15 protein-coding genes are annotated in these 16372 nt (G+C 68.2%); 8 read left to right on the plus strand and 7 right to left on the minus strand.

Features of this window, described 5'->3' with window-relative positions:
* Entirely contained in the window at window positions 1-1473 is a 1473-nt protein-coding gene (locus tag ACZ5M6_RS03750) for a sensor histidine kinase (RefSeq protein ID WP_152949349.1), read from the minus strand.
* The gene (locus ACZ5M6_RS03755; protein ID WP_464159707.1) at window positions 1470-2231 is read right to left on the minus strand and encodes a TVP38/TMEM64 family protein; all 762 of its coding nucleotides are present in this window, start codon (window positions 2229-2231) and stop codon (window positions 1470-1472) included. Before ACZ5M6_RS03755 ends, ACZ5M6_RS03750 begins: the two co-directional genes overlap by 4 nt.
* Window positions 2232-2357: 126 nt before the next feature.
* Here ACZ5M6_RS03755 and rpmH point away from each other — a divergent pair, with 126 nt between their 5' ends.
* Genes rpmH through yihA form a run of 4 tightly spaced genes read left to right on the plus strand, consistent with a single transcriptional unit; the run spans window position 2358 to window position 5385 of the window.
* Entirely contained in the window at window positions 2358-2492 is a 135-nt protein-coding gene (rpmH, locus tag ACZ5M6_RS03760) for a 50S ribosomal protein L34 (RefSeq protein WP_003164000.1), read from the plus strand.
* 30 nt (window positions 2493-2522) lie between these two features.
* Complete coding sequence (rnpA, locus tag ACZ5M6_RS03765; protein ID WP_054764534.1) at window positions 2523-2939, plus strand: ribonuclease P protein component; 417 nt, start codon at window positions 2523-2525, stop codon at window positions 2937-2939.
* On the plus strand, window positions 2936-4735 hold the full coding sequence (yidC, locus tag ACZ5M6_RS03770; RefSeq protein WP_464159708.1) for a membrane protein insertase YidC: 1800 nt from the start codon (window positions 2936-2938) through the stop codon (window positions 4733-4735). The genes rnpA and yidC overlap by 4 nt, the downstream gene beginning before the upstream one ends.
* Window positions 4732-5385, plus strand: coding sequence for a ribosome biogenesis GTP-binding protein YihA/YsxC (gene yihA, locus ACZ5M6_RS03775; RefSeq protein ID WP_464159709.1), 654 nt, complete (start codon window positions 4732-4734; stop codon window positions 5383-5385). The genes yidC and yihA overlap by 4 nt, the downstream gene beginning before the upstream one ends.
* A 9-nt stretch (window positions 5386-5394) precedes the next feature.
* Here the strand turns inward: yihA and hemW are convergent, their stop codons facing one another.
* Both hemW and rdgB read right to left on the minus strand, forming a co-directional pair.
* Window positions 5395-6567, minus strand: coding sequence for a radical SAM family heme chaperone HemW (gene hemW / locus ACZ5M6_RS03780; RefSeq protein WP_464159710.1), 1173 nt, complete (start codon window positions 6565-6567; stop codon window positions 5395-5397).
* Complete coding sequence (rdgB, locus tag ACZ5M6_RS03785; RefSeq protein ID WP_464159711.1) at window positions 6560-7177, minus strand: RdgB/HAM1 family non-canonical purine NTP pyrophosphatase; 618 nt, start codon at window positions 7175-7177, stop codon at window positions 6560-6562. The genes hemW and rdgB overlap by 8 nt, the downstream gene beginning before the upstream one ends.
* 463 nt (window positions 7178-7640) lie before the next feature.
* On the opposite strand from rdgB, the gene ACZ5M6_RS03790 reads away from it, so the two are divergent.
* Genes ACZ5M6_RS03790 through ACZ5M6_RS03800 form a run of 3 tightly spaced genes read left to right on the plus strand, consistent with a single transcriptional unit; the run spans window position 7641 to window position 9123 of the window.
* The gene (locus tag ACZ5M6_RS03790; RefSeq protein WP_464159712.1) at window positions 7641-8252 is read left to right on the plus strand and encodes a DUF2975 domain-containing protein; all 612 of its coding nucleotides are present in this window, start codon (window positions 7641-7643) and stop codon (window positions 8250-8252) included.
* A 23-nt stretch (window positions 8253-8275) separates the two neighbouring features.
* Window positions 8276-8515 (plus strand): helix-turn-helix domain-containing protein, encoded by a 240-nt coding sequence (locus tag ACZ5M6_RS03795; protein WP_152949355.1) that lies wholly within the window; start codon window positions 8276-8278, stop codon window positions 8513-8515.
* Window positions 8512-9123 carry a Smr/MutS family protein gene (locus tag ACZ5M6_RS03800; protein WP_464159713.1) on the plus strand — a complete coding sequence of 204 codons (612 nt, stop codon included), beginning with the start codon at window positions 8512-8514 and terminating at the stop codon, window positions 9121-9123. Before ACZ5M6_RS03795 ends, ACZ5M6_RS03800 begins: the two co-directional genes overlap by 4 nt.
* Before the next feature lie 395 nt (window positions 9124-9518).
* Here ACZ5M6_RS03800 and ACZ5M6_RS03805 read toward each other — a convergent pair whose 3' ends face one another.
* On the minus strand, window positions 9519-10160 hold the full coding sequence (locus ACZ5M6_RS03805) for a TetR/AcrR family transcriptional regulator (protein WP_464159714.1): 642 nt from the start codon (window positions 10158-10160) through the stop codon (window positions 9519-9521).
* Window positions 10161-10363: 203 nt separating this feature from the next.
* On the minus strand, window positions 10364-12199 hold the full coding sequence (locus ACZ5M6_RS03810; protein WP_054764543.1) for a cation:proton antiporter domain-containing protein: 1836 nt from the start codon (window positions 12197-12199) through the stop codon (window positions 10364-10366).
* Window positions 12200-12354: 155 nt separating this feature from the next.
* Between ACZ5M6_RS03810 and ACZ5M6_RS03815 the strand changes: the two genes are divergently transcribed.
* On the plus strand, window positions 12355-14475 hold the full coding sequence (locus ACZ5M6_RS03815) for a M13 family metallopeptidase (protein WP_054764544.1): 2121 nt from the start codon (window positions 12355-12357) through the stop codon (window positions 14473-14475).
* A gap of 370 nt (window positions 14476-14845) precedes the next feature.
* Here the strand turns inward: ACZ5M6_RS03815 and hisS are convergent, their stop codons facing one another.
* Entirely contained in the window at window positions 14846-16333 is a 1488-nt protein-coding gene (gene hisS / locus ACZ5M6_RS03820) for a histidine--tRNA ligase (protein ID WP_287105252.1), read from the minus strand.
* Between the last annotated feature and the right edge of the window lie 39 nt (window positions 16334-16372).

The following is a 16372-nucleotide window of genomic DNA, read 5'->3' on the forward strand; positions in this document are numbered from 1 at the left end:
TCAGGCCGGCAGCCGCAACTCGAACACCGCCCCGCTTCCGTCGCCGGGAACCAGTCTCAACTCGCCGCCGTGCAGGGCGGCCAGTTCGCGCGATATGGTCAGGCCCAGGCCCGATCCGTCCGAACTCTTGGAGCTGACGAAGGGTTCGAACAGACGTTCGGCCAGGCGCGGCGGAATGCCCGGCCCGTCGTCGGCTATGCGGACGACGCAGACCCCGTCCTGACCGAAGGCGCTGACGGTGACGGCCCCCTTGCCGCGCCGCTCGGCGGGTCGGCCGGGATCGGCCTCTATGGCCTGGCGGGCGTTGCGCATCAGATTGACCAGGATGCGGTACAGCTGATCCGGATCGGCCTCGACCGCGAACCGGGCGGGCACCTGTTTGATCAGCCGCACCCCCTCCGGCTCCAGGCCGGCGTCCTCGGCCGCCAGGGTCAGGGCCTTGGTCAGGACCACGCGGGTCTTCTGGGGCGCGGGCTCCTCGCTGCGGCCGTATTCCAGCACATTGCGCGACAGGCTTGCGGCCCGGCTCAGCGCCCGCTCCAGCCGGGGCAGGGCCTTGGCCACCTGGGGGTCGGCCGAGGTCGCCAGCCGCTCCGACGCCATCTGGGCCGAGGTCAGCATGTTGCGCAGGTCGTGGTTGATCTTGGCCACCGCCTCGCCCAGGGCCACCAGACGGGCGCGGGAGCGCAGGGACTGGCGCACCTCCTCCTGCATCCGGGCCAGTTCGCGCTCGACCCGGCCGATCTCGTCATGCCGGTCCGACGGGGTCTCGGCCTCGCTCTCGGGATCGGCGGCGAACCGCTCCATCGAGCGGGTGACGCGCTGGAGCGGCCGCAGCACCAGAAGCGCCAGACCCCCATAGAGCAGGGCGCCCGCCGTCAGGGACACCAGCAGGCTGACCAGCAGACTGTTCAGAAGGAAGGCCTTCAGCTCCAGTTTCAACGGCTGGGCCGGGGTGACGATCTCGATGAAGTCGCCGGAGCGATAGCGGGGCTTGGCCTGGACCCGCAGCGACCGGTCCGGATGGCCGAATAGGGTGCGCCAGGGGTCGGTCAGCCGCGCCCAGCTGTTCTGTTGACGCAGGTCGATCAGCTCCGGCGCGCGCGGCAGGTTGGGCGCCTGGAGCAGCAGCCGCCGCACCCCCTGTTCGGTCAGGGCCACGGCCTGGACCCCGCCGATCCGCATCAGCTCGGCGGCCGTGTCGTCCTCGACCGCGCTGTAGGGCAGGGCCTCCACCCCGACCGAGGCCAGTTCGGCGGCCTGGAGCCGGTCGCGCAGCCAGCGCTCGTGGAAGGCGGCCAGGTTCGGCCCCATGATCAGGGCCTCGACCGCCAGGGTGAAGGCGAAGGTCAGCAGCAGCAGCCGGGCCGACAGGCCGTCGGGCGCCCGGGGCCGCAGCCGTTCGCGCCAGGTCTCAGCCGTCTGGGGCGACAGCTTCAGCGCCGTCGCGAGCCGATCGAACAGGGGGATCATGCCGGGGCCGCCCCTCCCTGGCTTCGGGCGCGTCGGGCGCGGATCATCTGGACCAGTTTGATGCCGATCGGCAGCAGCAGGGACAGGAAGGCCACCCCCATCAGCGGCCAGAAGAACTGATGCAGCAGCATGGGCAGGTCCGGCCGCACCCCGGCCCGCAACAGATCGCCCAGCTGCGATCCGATCCAGGTGTAGATGAAGGTGGACGGCAGCAGGCCGATGAAGGTGGCGATCACATAGGGGCGCAGCGGCACCGCCATCATGCCCGCGGTGGCGTTGACCAGGACGAAGGGGACGCTGGGGATGACCCGCAGGGTGAACAGGGTGGTGAAGGCGTTGCGGTCGATCCCCTTGGCCAGCCGGTCCATGAAGCCGGCGTCCGCTTCGAACTTGGCGCGCAGCCAGGTTCCGATCGAGGTGCGATAGACCGTATAGATCACGACCGAGCCGAGGGTCGCTCCGCTGGCCTGGGCCAGGGCGCCGACATAGGGGCCGAACATCATCCCGCCCAGCAGGGTCAGAAAGACCGGCCCCGGAATGGTGGAGGCGGTGGCGACGGCGTAGACGGCGATGAAGGCGACCAGGGCGGTCCACCAATGGGCCTGGGCGTAGGCCTGCAGGTTCAGCCCATGCTCGCGGATCAGGTCCATCGACAGATAGCGATTCCAGCCCAGGGCGAAGAAGGCGGCCACCAGGCCGGCGATGACCGCCAGCGGGGTCAACCGCAGGGCCCAGTCCTTCGCCGTTCGTTTCGCCATACGCGCTTCAATCCCGAATTGCCGGTCGAGCGTTGACTCGCGCGACCATGCGACTTATACGCCCGCCCTTCCTGCGGCGGACGCCTTTCGCCCCGTCGCCCAACCTTTTAACGTCAGGAGCCGACCGTGAAGCGGACCTATCAGCCGTCGCGACTCGTGCGCAAGCGCCGTCACGGCTTCCGCAGCCGGATGGCCACCAAGAACGGCCAGAAGATCGTTGCGCGCCGTCGCGCCAAGGGCCGCAAGCGCCTGACGGCGTAAGCGGCTCTCGCGTCCGAAAGCCAAGGACGCATGAGCGACCCTTTACAGATCAAGCGTCTGTTGCGGCGGCCCCAGTTCCTGGCGGCCGCCAAAGGCGTTTCCGAGGCGCGCGGCGGGGTGGTGATCCAGAGGCTGGATCGCGGCGACGGTTCGCCGCACGTCGGCCTGGGCTTCACCGCCACGCGCAAGATCGGCGGGGCGGTGGTCAGGAACCGCGCCAAACGCCGCCTGCGCGAGGCCGCGCGGGCCATGCTGCCCCAATATGGCGTGCCCGGAAGCGACTATGTCTTCATCGCCCGCATGGGCACCACCGAGCGGGCGTGGGACCGTCTGCTTGACGATGTGAAATCGACGCTTACAAGGCTGGCGACACCGAGAAACGATCGGGGGGCCGACCGGCCTTCGCCCGCCCCCGCCCCCTCCGGCCAGGACCGCCCGAATCCATGAAAAACGAGAACTCGCGCAACACGATCCTCTTCATCGTGTGCTCGGCCCTGATCCTGGGGGTCTACTGGTTCGCCGTGCTGCGGCCCCAGGCCGAGCGCAGGGCCGTCCAGCAGCAGGCCCAGGCCGAACAGTCCCAGACGGCCGAGAACGCCGCTCGCACGGCGCTGAGCCCCCAGGGGCCGGTCTTCGTCACCGATCGCCGCCAGGCGCTGAGCACCGCCGCGCGCGTGCCGATCCACTCCGGCACCCTGAAGGGCTCGCTGTCGCTCCAGGGCGGTCGGATCGACGACCTGTTCCTGACCGACTACAAGGAGGTCCAAGACAAGCCTGAGCCGGTCGAACTGTTCCGCCCCCAGGGGATGCAGAACGCCTATTTCGCCCAGTTCGGCTGGACCGGCCCCAATGTGGCCGGCGGCGTGCCTGGTCCCAACACCGTCTGGCGCCTGACGGCCGGTTCGACCTTGACCCCCACCTCGCCGATCACCCTGACCTGGGACAATGGGCAGGGTCTGCGCTTCACCCGCGTGGTCTCGGTCGATGACCGCTACGTCTTCTCGATCAAGGACACGGTCCAGAACCTGGGAACCCAGGCCATCACCATCGCCCCCTACGGCAGCGTCCAGCGCCAGGGCGTGCCGCCCCTGGCCGGCTCGTCCCACATCGTCCACGAAGGCGCCATCGGCGCCTTCGGCAAGCCGGGCGAGTACCGGACCGAGCAGAAGAAGTACAAGGACTGGCTGAAGGAGCCGCGGATCGAGAACGCCTCGACCGGCGGCTGGCTGGGCATCACCGACAAATACTGGCTGGCGGCCCTGCTGCCGCAGCAGGACGAGGCGGTCGAAACCGAATTCCGGGTCCGCGAGGTTCCGGGCGGCCAGCCGCAGCTGGAAGCCAATATCCTGGGCGCGACCCGCACGCTCCAGCCGGGCGCAACCGCCACCGAGACCCAGCGCCTGTTCGCCGGCGTCAAGCGGGCAGAGGTGCTGAAGACCTATGAGGCGCAGCTCAACCTGCCGCGCTTCGTCTATGCGATCGACTGGGGCATGTTCTGGTTCCTGACGCGGCCGATCTTCTGGATCCTTGAGAATGTCTACGGCCTGGTCGGCAGCTTCGGCGTCGCCATCCTGGCCCTGACCGTCATCGTCAAACTGGTCATGTTCCCCCTGGCCAACAACGCCTACGCCTCGATGTCCAAGATGCGGAACCTCCAGCCCAAGATGGAGGAGATCAAGAAGAAGTTCAAAGACGATCCGCAGAAGCAGCAGCAGGAGACCATGGCCCTGTACCAGAAGGAGAAGATCAATCCGGTCGCCGGCTGTCTTCCGCTTCTGCTCCAGATCCCGGTCTTCTACGCCCTGTACAAGGTGCTGACGGTCACCATCGAAATGCGCCACCAGCCCTTCCTGGGCTTCATCCACGACCTGTCGGCCCGTGACCCCTCTGTGGTGTGGAACCTGTTCGGCCTGATCCCCTGGGATCCGGCGACCCTGCCGCTGCTGGGCGGCCTGTTGGTCGGGCCTCTGGGCATCGGCCTGCTGGCGGTCGCCTACGGCCTGACCATGTGGCTGCAGACGGCGATGAACCCGCCGGCGGCCGATCCGGTCCAACGCCAGATCTTCCAGTTCATGCCCCTGGTCTTCACCTTCATCATGGCGCCCTTTGCGGCGGGCCTGCTGGTCTATTGGGCCTGGTCGAACATCCTGACCATCCTGCAGCAGTACGTCATCATGCACCGCTACAAGGCCGAGAACCCGATCGACGACTTCATCGCCCGTTTCAAGAAAACGCCCGCGTGATCGAGGAAACCGAGTTCAGCCCCGAAGAGATCGAGGCCGCACGGATTCTGTTCGCGCGGCCGGCGACCTTCGTCATGGGGGCGGCCAAGATCGAGCAGCTGCCGGAGCCGGACCTGCCCGAGATCGCCTTCGCCGGCCGGTCCAACGTCGGCAAGTCCAGCCTGATCAACGGCCTGGTCGGCATGCACAAGCTCGCCAGAGCCTCCAACGAGCCGGGCCGCACGCGCGAGGTCAACTTCTTTGATCTGGACGGCCGGCTGCGCCTGGTCGACCTGCCCGGCTACGGCTGGGCCAAGGCGTCCAAGACCACGGTCAAGAAGTTCCAGGACCTGGGGCGCGACTATCTGCGCGGCCGGGTGACGCTGAAGCGGGTCTATCTGCTGATCGACAGCCGCCATGGGCTGAAGAGCGTGGACGCCGAGGCGCTGGACGCCCTGGATCTGGCCGCCGTCTCCTATCAGATCGTCCTGACCAAGGCCGACAAGCTGAAGAAGGGCGAGGGCGAGCGGATGCAGGAGGCCACGCTTAAGGCCATCTCCAAACGCCCCGCCGCCTTCCCCGTGGTGGCCCTGACCTCGTCCGAAAAGGGGCTGGGCCTGCCTGAGCTGCGGGCCGAGATCATGCGCACCACCGGCGCGACCCTGGACTGAGGCGCGGCGTCAGGTCAGCAGGGCCTTCAGCACTCCGTCCAGAACCGGCCGTCCGCGCGGCGTGGCGACCAGCCGCCCGTCCATGACTGCAAGAAAGCCGTCGGCGATCAGGTCCGCGGTCGGTTCCGCCTCGGGCGACAGGCCCAGGTCCCCCAATACGCCGACGGGCGCCCCCTCCACCGTCCTCAACCCCAGCAGCAGCCGCTCCTCCGCCGCCCCGGCGGCGTTCAGCCGTTCGACCTCGGCCCAGGGGGCGCCCGCCTGAACCCCTGCCGCATAGTCGCCGATGCGGCGATGGGCGACGGTTGCGGTGCGAACGCCGTCCAGGGTCAGTCGCCCATGCGCCCCCGGCCCCAGGCCCAGATAGTCCCCGCCGCGCCAGACATGCAGATTATGGGCCGACCGGGCCGCCACGCCCCGCGCATGGTTGGACACCTCATAGGCGTCGAAACCGGCGGCCTCCAGCACGGTCTGGGTGGTCTCGTACAGGGCCGCAGCCTGGTCCTCGTCCGGCGGGACCAGGGTTCCGCGCGCCAGGGCCCGGCCGAAGGCCGTCGTCGGCTCGAGCGTCAGCTGATAGGGCGAGACGTGTTCGAACCCCATGTCCAGCGCCGCGCCCAGCTCCGTCGCCCAGTCGGCGGGCGTCTGGCCCGGCCGGGCGTAGATCAGGTCGATGGACAGCCGGTCGAAGGCGCGTCCGGCCAGGGCGACCGCGCGCCGCGCCTCGGCCGCCGAATGGTCGCGCCCCAGAAACCGCAGGGCGGCGTCGTCCAGGGCCTGCACCCCCATGGACAGCCGATTGATCCCGGCCTGGGCCAGGGCGTCGAACCGGGCCGCCTCCGCATCGGTCGGATTGGCCTCCAGCGAAATCTCGATCGGTCCTGACGGCGGGAACAGGTCGCGGGCCTGGTCGATGATCCGCGCCACCGCCTCCGGCGCCATCAGCGACGGCGTCCCCCCGCCGAAGAAGACCGAGGCCAGCCGACGCGGCCCGATCAGGGCGCGCTGGCCCCGCAGATCGGCCAGGATCGCCTCGACCAGCCGCCCCTGTTCCTCGACCCGCCCCCGGTCGCGCACCACGTTGAAGTCGCAATAGGGGCAGATGCGCGCACAATAGGGCCAGTGGACATAGAGTCCGACGTCCGTTCCCGGATCGACCCAGGTCTGGGCGGGCTCAGTCAATCAGGGCGGCTCTCAGCTTGGCGAAGGCGCGGGTGCGGTGGCTGATCGCCTCCTTGGCCGCAGGCTCCATCTCCCCGAAGGTCAGGCCGCTTGCGTCATCAGGCGCCTCGTCCGGAATGAAGATCGGATCATAGCCGAAGCCCCGGTCGCCGCGCGGCGGAAAGGTCAGCCGGCCCCGCACCACCCCCTCGACCACCACGCTGGGCCCGTCCGGCCAGGCGACGGCCAGGGCCGAGGTGAACCAGGCGCTCATGTCCGTCGCCGCGATCTCCTCCAACCTTTCCTCGACCTTCTTCATCGCTACGGCGAAATCCTTGCCCGGACCGGCCCAGCGGGCGGAATAGATGCCCGGCGCCCCGTCCAGGGCCGCGACCGACAGGCCCGAATCGTCGGCCAAGGCGACCTCGCCCGACCGATCGGCCGCATGGCGCGCCTTCAGCAGGGCGTTGCCGACGAAGGTGGTCTCGGTCTCCTCGGGTTCAGGCAGATTCAGCTGCCCCGCCGTGAGGATCTCGTAATCTTCGCCCAGGAGGGCGGCGATCTCGGGAACCTTGCCTGGATTGTGGGTGGCGAGGACGATCCGCATCCCCTTGAAAAGCTTGAGACTCATTGCCGATCACAGTCCTGAAACAGTCTATTGCCAAAGTTTAATATCGTTAAACGATATGTAACGTGATTTTCCGCAGGACACGGCCTATCTATTGATTGTCAGGAACGAGGCCGCAACGTTCAAGGCGCCGGAAAAAACCGGCATGATCATGCGGAAAAAACACAAACCGGGCGATGATCGCCCAACAGGAAAAACGGAGACACATTATGCACACGATGAACCTCTCGCTGCTGCTGGACAAGGTCGGCGCCGCCTTCGTCAACACGGTTCTGATCGCCGCCCTGCCGACCGCCCTGGTCGCCATCCTGGTCCAAGCCTTCTGATCGTCCTCAAGTCCAGTCCTTATCGATCACGAGAGCTTTGACGACCTTGACGAAGATCGCGATGTATAGGGCTGCGTGCGGGTTCGCCGGACCCCGCGCAGCCGCCGCGTCCCTCCTTCCGGCCTGAGCACCGATCGACCATGCGCCTGCCCCTGCCCCATCTGCTGAAGCGAGGCGAGGGGCGCACGCCGCAGCTGTGGGCCCCGATCACCGCCCCGTTTCGCGCTCTGGGACCGGGTTCGGTCTCCAGCGTGCTGAAGGTGGCCCTGGACGTGGCCTATGTTCTGCTCTGGCTGGTCACCGGCCTTCTTCTTCTGCTGCTGATCGCGGCCGTCTTCATCCCGCTGGACAATGTGAACATCACCGTCAGCGGCGAGACCGGCGGCCGCCAACTGCCCCTGACCCGGCTGCTTCTGCTGTTCGGCCTGGGGGCGGCCACCGCCTATTTCGGCGGCTTCATGCTGATTCTGCGCAGCCTGCGCCTCATCTTCCGCACCCTGATCATGGGCGACCCCTTTCATCCGGCCAATGTGCGCCGCCTGCGCCAGATCGGCCTGATCCTGGCCCTGGTCACCGGCGGGGTCTGGCTGGCCCAGGGCGTCGTCGCCGCCCGCCTGGCGCCCGGCGTCATGGACCCGCAAGGGCTGGGCGAACTGCTGACCCCGGTGTTTTCCGTCCTGATCGTCTTCGTCCTTGCGGAGGTCTTTCGCGAGGGCGCGCGGCTGCGCCGCGAATCCGAACTGACGATCTGAACCGTTTCCGCTAGGACTTCCCCATGGCCATCCGCGTCCAGCTTGATCGCGTCCTTGTCGAACGCCGCATGTCGCTGACCGAGCTGGCCGACCGGGTGGGGGTCACGGTGGCCAATCTGTCGGTCCTGAAGACGGGCAAGGCGCGGGCGGTGCGGTTTTCCACCCTGGACGCCCTGTGCCGTGAACTGAACTGCCAGCCGGGCGATCTCCTGGCCCATGAACCCGGTCCCGCCGACCCGATCGAGGACGACGAAGCGGCATGAGGCGCAAGGGTTCCGGCCGGGACGAGAACGGCCTGACGCCCGAGGACCGTCGCATCTGGAACCGCATCACCGGCACGGTCTCGCCGCCCCGAACGCGCAAGGCCGCGCGGGTCACGCCCGGCGCCGAGGCGCCGGCCCATCTGATCGCCCCGATCCCGGACCGCCCTCTGTCGCGCGCGGAAAAGCCGCCGGCCAAGACCGCTCCGGCGCGGTTCGCCCGCCCCGAACCGACGTCCGAGCCGCGCCCCCCCGTTCGCCCCACGCCCTCTCGCCTCCGGCCCGCGCCCGAGGATCTGGAGCCTCGCCGCAAACAGCGGCTGTCGCGCGAACGCGATCCGATCGAGGCCCGGATCGACCTGCACGGCTTCGGCCGGTTCGAGGCGGAGGACCAGCTTCGGGCCTTTCTGACCGGATGCCAGGCGCGGGGCCTGCGGGCGGTCCTGGTCATCACCGGCCAGGGGCGGCTGGGCGGCGGGGTCATCCGCGCCTCCTTCGCCGAATGGATGCAGTCGCCGGCCCTGCGCGGCGTGGTCTCGGGCTTCACCTCGGCCCATCGGCGCCACGGCGGCGACGGCGCCTTCTACGTCACCCTGAAACGCTGCGGCTGAGGGGCGATCCTCGCAAATTCAAAGACAAGGTCCTGGCTTTTCAAGGGACAGGCTCCCACGGGCGGCTTCGACCCGGCGCCCCTCGAAACCGTGTTAGGCTTGCGGCCCGGTCTTTGACATTGTGCGGCTCTGGACGTCTCTCCACCTCCCGCCCGCCGGACGCCGATCGGACTGTCCGATACGATGCGCCAAAAATCCGCTTTGAAAACAAAGGGCGTCGGACACATCGGACAGTCTTTTTCGATGTCCGAAACCGCGACCGCGGCGTCGGACCGATGGGACTCATCGGACTGTTTTTTCTCGGTCCGATGCGAGGCCCGGCCCCAGACGGACGAAGGCCCGCCGGCGACGGGCGCGGGCGGGCCTGAAGGGCGCTCTGAAAAGGGAAAGGCGGCCTATTTGGCCGACAGGGCCCCGGCCAGGATGACGTCGATCTGGTTGCCCATATGGTCCGACAGGGCGGCTGCGTCCCATTCGTCATAGGCGGCGCGGCGATAGTTGGACAGATAGGCGTCCCAGATCAGCTCGACCAACAGGCGCAGATCGGCATCCTGGCGCAGCTCGCCCTTGGCGACCGCCTCCTGGAGAATATCGCCGATGGTCAGCAGCAGCTTCTTGGTCGCGGCCCGGGCGCGCATCTCGGCCGCCAGGGGCTGGAACCAGGATCGGGCGACGATGGCCTGGAACAGGGGCAGATGCTCCAGCGACGAATGATAGCCGGCGCTCAGCGCGCCCAGCAGACGCTGGCGGACCGGCTCGCCCTCGGGCGCCCCGGCCTCGACCACCTCGGCCAGGCGCGACATGTCCTCGGTCAGGACCGCCTCGAACAGCTCGGCCTTGTCCTGGAAGTTGGCGAAGACCGCGCCGGTCGACATGCCGGCGCCCTTGGCGATGTCGCGGATGGTGGCGGGTTCATAGCCCCGCTCAGCGAACAGGGAGCGGGCGGCGTCCAAAACCTTCTGGCGGGTCCGCACCTTGGCCGCCTGACGACGGTTCAGGCGGGGCGCAGCTTCGGTCGATAGGGCGGATTCGGTCATGAAATCAGGTTGAACTCTACGCAATTTCGGATGCGCCTAGGCGGTCCGAGTTGACTTTGGGTGAAGCGCCTTGAGCTGACGAGAGAGGCGTTGCGGCCCGGACCTCGTCATCGGCGCGATACTGAGGGACGGCTTGCATCACGGAACCATGACGAAAATGGGTCGGCCGATTTTTCTCCTGTGAGGCGAGAGAATATTCAAGGTTAACTTTCAAGCTTGGCTGTATTGATTTGGGACATTCTCAACGCGCGGGTGGTTCTACTGCGTCCTCCTGCGGGCATGGCGGCCTGGAAGGCTTTTCGGAATTGTTCGCGCTTCTCATGGATGGAGACCAGGACGCGGCCCATGGGCACGCCCAGATCGACCAGGGTGTTCTCGGCCAGCTGCAAACTGGCCTCGGTCGTCTCCGGCACGGCGTCCGTAACTCCCAGGGCGTAAAGGCGCGCCGCATGCTGATCGTCGCGCGCTCGGGCGATCAGGATCAGATCCTCGCGCAGGGCGCGGGCCGCCGTCACCACCTCATCGACCTTGCCCGGCGCGTCCATGGTGACGATCAGGGCGCGGGTGGTCTGAACCCCGCAATGGGACAGCATTTCGGGCCGGCCGGCGTCGCCGTAGAAGACGTCGAACCCGTCCCGACGCCCCGCCGCCACGGCCGCAGCGTCCGTGTCCAGGGCGATGAAGGGCTGGTCGTGCGCCTTCAGCAATTCGCCGATCAGGCGGCCGACGCGGCCGAAGCCGACGACGATCACCGCCCCGTCCGCCTGTTCCGGCGGCGCGGCGCCCTCTGGCGTGGTCGGGCGGTCGGGGGCCTTGGCGCGCGACAGCCTCTGGCCCAGCAGGGCCAGAAGCGGGATGGAGAAGATGCTCAGGGTCGCCGACAGGGCCACTGTGCTGGTCAGGGCGGGCGGGGCGATGCCCTCCACCATGCCGGTGGCGAAGACGACGAAGGCGAACTCGCCCGCCGGCGCCAGCACCAGGGCCGTCTCCAGGGCGGGCCGGGCGCCCATGCCCCACAGACGGGCCAGGGCGAAGATGACGCCGGTCTTGACCACTGTGACGGCCAGGGCCAGGCCGAACAGCAGGACCGGATCGGCCGCCACCGCGCCCAGGTCCAGCCCCAGCCCCACCCCGACGAAGAAGACCCCCAGCAGCAGGCCCTTGAAGGGCTCGATCGACACCTCCACCTCGCGCCGGAACTCGGTTTCGGCCAGCAGCACCCCGGCGACCAGGGCGCCGATGCTCATAGACAGGCCGACCGCCTGGGCCGCCAGGCCGGCGCCCACCACCACCAGCAGGCTGGCGGCGACGAACAGCTCCCCGCCCTGGGCCGCCTTGCGCGCCCGCGCCACCGACCGGAACATGGGCCGCAGCACCACCCGGCCCAGCAGCACCAGAAGGCCCAGGCCCATCGCCGCCGGGACCAGGGTGAACAGGGCGCGGCCCAGGACGGCGGGGTCCAGCGTTCCCCCGCCCTGGGCCAGGGCCGCCATCACGCTGACGGTGATCAGAATGGGGGCCACGGCCAGGTCCTGAGCCAGCAGGACGGCGAAGGTGGATCGGCCGACACTGGTCTTCAACCGTCCGCCCTCGGCCAGAACCGGCATCACCACCGCCGTCGACGACAGGGCCAGGCCCATGCCCAGGACGGCCGCGCTGACCAGGCTTTGGCCGAGCAGCATGAACAGGCCCGCCAGCACCAGGGTGCAGGCCGCCACCTGCATCAGCCCCAGGCCGAACACCAGCCGTCGCAGGGCCCGCAGCCGTTCCCACGACAGCTCCAGCCCGATCATGAACAGCAGGAAGGCGACTCCCAGCTCCGACAGCTGGGCCAGCTGGCCGGGGTCGCTGATGGTGAAATAGGACAACCAGGGCAGCCGGTCGGCGAAGCGCGCCAGGCCGTCGGGGCCCAGCACCACCCCTGCGGCCAGGAAACCCAGGACGGGGCTGATCTTCAGACGATTGACCAGGGGCACCATGACCCCGGCGGCCGCCAGAAACACCACCAGATCCTTATAGTCGCCGCCGTGCGTCTGCATTCGCCCTCCGAGCTCTGCCGGCATGTGACCCGGAACCGGCGCCTGTGGCGAGAGGTCGCGGCGCTTTCATGAACTTTTTTTAAGGCGACAGGCCCCGCGTCGGGTCTAGGGTCCGCTCCGACCCGCCCGTGGGGGGTGGAACCGAGGATAGAGTGATGAAAAGACTGCTTATCGGGGCCGCGGTCGGCGCCCTTCTGCTGCCGGCCGCCGCCCTGGCCCAGGACGTCGATCACGACCACGCCTGCCTGGACGAAACCTGCTCCGTCGTCTCGCTCTTCTCGGGCGAAGAGACCGCGGCGGGCTGGCAGGGAACCCAGGCGCCCAAGTACGGGACCTGGGGCTTCGACATGGCCGGCCGCGACACCTCGGTGAAGCCGGGCGACGACTTCTTCCGCTACGCCAACGGGACCGCGATCGACAAGATCGTCATCCCATCGGACCGCACCAGCTACGGCTCCTTCGCCCTGCTGCGCGAACTGTCCGACAACCGGATGAAGGAGCTGGTGCTGGGCCTGGCCGCGCGCACCGATCTGACGCCCGGCTCCGACGAGGCCAAGGTGGCTGACGCCTATCGCTCCTACATCGACGAGGCGCGGATCGAACAGCTGGACGCCCAGCCGCTGCAGCCCTATCTGGCCGCCATCCGCGCCGCCGACAGTCATGAGAAGATGGCCGTCTACATGGGCCAGACGGTCGGCCGTTTCGGCGGCTCCTTCTTCGGCAGCGGCATCACCATCGACGCCAAACAGCCGACGCGCTACGTCGTCTCCACCGGTCAGTCGGGCATCGGTCTGCCGAACCGCGACTATTATCTGGACGCCCGCTACGCCGACAAGAAAGAGAAGTACCAGGCCTATGTCGCCGACATGCTGGGCATGATCGGCTGGGCCAATCCGACCGAGACCGCCGCCCAGATCGTCGCCCTGGAGACCAAGATCGCCGAGGCCCACTGGAGCCCGGTCGAGAACCGCAACCGCGACCGCACCTACAACGAATACACCATCGCTCGCTTGGCTGAAGACGCGCCGGGCTTCGCCTGGCAGTCCTATTTCGACGCGGCCAAGCTGGGCGGCGTTCCGCGCCTGATCGTGCGTCAGGACACGGCCATGCCCAAGATCGCGGCCATCTACGCCGAGACGCCGGTCGAACTGCTCCAGGCCTGGGAAGCCTTCCACACCGCCGACGACATGGCGCCCCTGCTGTCCAAGCGGTTCTCGGACGCCCAGTGGGGCTTCCGCGCCCGCGACCTGTCGGGCCAGCCCGAGCAGCGCACCCGCGAGAAGCGGGCCATCTCCTTCGCCGAGGGTTCGCTGGGCGAAGCGACGGGCCGGCTCTATGTCGCCCAGTACTTCCCCGCCGAATCCAAGGCCAAGATGGAAGAGCTGGTCGCAAATCTGCGCACGGCCCTGTCGCACCGGATCGACAACCTGACCTGGATGGGCGACGAGACCAAGGCGGCCGCGCAGGAGAAGCTGCGCAAATTCACCGTCAAGATCGGCTATCCCGACAAGTGGCGCGACTATTCGGGTCTCGAGATCCGCGCCGACGACCTGGTCGGCAACGCCGAGCGTCGCGGCCTGTTCGAATGGAACTACGATCTGGCCCGCCTGGACGAGCCGGTCGACAAGTCCGAGTGGGGCATGACCCCCCAGACGGTCAACGCCTACTATAACTCGGCCAATAACGAGATCGTCTTCCCGGCCGCCATCCTGCAGCCGCCCTTCTTCGATCCGAACGGCGACCCGGCGGTCAACTACGGCGGCATCGGCGGGGTGATCGGCCACGAGATCGGCCACGGCTTCGACGACCAGGGCTCCAAGTCCGACGGCGACGGCGTGCTGCGCAACTGGTGGACGGCCGAGGACAAGGCCAATTTCGAAGCCCTGACCGCCCGTCTGGGCGCCCAGTACGCCACCTATGAGCCGATCGCCGGCTATAAGATCAATCCGGGCCTGACGATGGGCGAGAACATCGGCGACGCCTCGGGCGTGGCCGTGGGTCTTGAAGCCTATCACCTGTCGCTGAACGGCCAGCCGGCCCCGGTGCTGGACGGCACGACCGGCGACCAGCGCTTCTTCTACGGCTGGGCCCAGGTCTGGCAGTCGAAATATCGCGACGAGGCCCTGAAGCAGCAGGTCGCCACCGATCCCCACTCGGCCGCCCAGTTCCGGGTCATCGGCCCGCTGCGCAACGTCGACGCCTGGTACGACGCCTTCGACGTCCAGCCGGGGACGAAATACTATCTGACGCCGGAAGAGCGCGTCCGCATCTGGTAGGTCGCCGGATCGCAAAACGGGAAAAGGCCGGGGTTCGCCCCGGCCTTTTTTCATGAGCCCTTGGACACATCAGACTGAAAACTGGTCGATGGCCGCGACAGTTTCTGCAAATTTTCGATGTCGGCCTGGACTCCAGACGCGAAAAAGCCCGCTGCGGGGGATACATCGCAGCGGGCTTTCGCGCTCTTTAAAGAGCGGACGTTTCCTCCCCGAAACGCCTTCGAGTGCTGCGCGCTTGAGCAACGCTTGCCCTCGAGTGAGTTCATTTGACGCAACCCCCCCGAGGTCGTCAACGGGCTTCTCGGACGGAATCGAACTTTCTTCGACTTATCGTCGATAACTCACCCTGCTCAGAGTTATTTATCGAAGCTTATTCGATAATGGCTCGAAGGGCGCCGACCAGTGCCGTTCGGGCGACACGCATCTGCCCCGGCCGTTGCGCCTTCCAGGCGTCATTGTCGGCGATGGCGGCGGCGGCGGCGCGCCCGGCGTCCAGGTCCTTGATCGTGACCTCGCCGGCGGCGATCTCGTCCCCGCCCAGGATGACGACCGCAGGCGATCCGCGGCGGTCGGCGTATTTCATCTGGGCCTTCATCCCGGCCCGTCCCAGATAGAGTTCGGCCGCGATCCCCGCGCCGCGCAGTTCGGCGACGGCCGTCAGATAGTGGGCCATGTCCTCTTCGGAGAAGACGATGACCACGACCGGCCCGCGCACGGCGTCCTCCGCGCCGCGTCCGGCCGCGCGCAGGGCGGAGGCGAGGCGCGAGACCCCGAAGGAGAAGCCGGTCGCCGGGGTGCTCTGGCCGGTGAAGCGCGCGACCAGGTCGTCATAGCGGCCGCCGCCGCCGATGGAGCCGAATCGCACCGGCCGCCCCTTGTCGTCGGTCGTCTCCAGCAACAGCTCCGCCTCGAAGACGGCGCCGGTGTAATACTCAAGGCCCCGCACGATGGTGGGGTCGAACTTCACGGCGTTCTGGCCCACCGACATGGCGTTCAGCGCCCGGTCGATCGCCGCCAGTTCGCTCAGCGCCGCATCGCCCGCCGCCCCCAGGTCGCCGGACCGGGCTACGGCCTCCAAGGTCGCCGCCCGGGACAGGCCGGGCGTGTTGGCGGACGCCAGAAAGGCCTCGATTGCGCCCGTGACCTTTGGGGGCAGCCGCGCGCCCTTGGTGTAGTCGCCGGACTCGTCCAGTCGCCCTTCGCCCAGCAGCTGAACCACGCCTTCCCAGCCCAGCCGGTCGAACTTGTCGATGGCGCGAAGGGCCGTCAGACGCTGACCCGCGTCGGTCACGCCCCCCGCGTCGAACAGGCCGTCGAACAGTTTTCTGTTTGAGACGCGGATCTGGGCCTGGCCCGCGTCCAGGCCGGCGGCGCCCAGGCCTTCGCAGGCCATGGCGATGATCTCGGCGTCGGCCTCGGGCCGGTCCGAGCCGACGGTGTCGGCGTCGCACTGCCAGAACTCGCGGAACCGGCCCGGACCCGGCTTTTCGTTTCGCCACACCGGCCCATAGGCGTAGCGGCGGAACGGCTTGGGCAGGGTCTCCCAGGTCTGGGCGGCGAACCGGGCCAGGGGGGCGGTGTGGTCGTAACGCAGGGCCATCCATTCGCCCGGCTGGTCCGAACCCGCATCGTCCTGAAGGGCGAACACCCCCTCATTGGGCCGGTCGGCGTCAGGCAGGAACTTGCCCAGGGCGTCGGCGTATTCGAAGGCCGGCGTCTCCAGCGGCTCGAAGCCCCAGCGCTCATAGACTTCCGACACGCGCGCCACGATGCGGCGTTCGGCGGTCAGGTCGCGGCCGCGCTTGTCGGCGAAGCCGCGTGGATTGCGGGCGAGGGGGCGAGGAGGGGCGTCGGTCATGCCGGGCGCTTAAGCCAAGGGGCGGCGCGGCGCAAATGC

It is taken from the genome of Brevundimonas sp. Br13 (genome assembly GCF_055391505.1).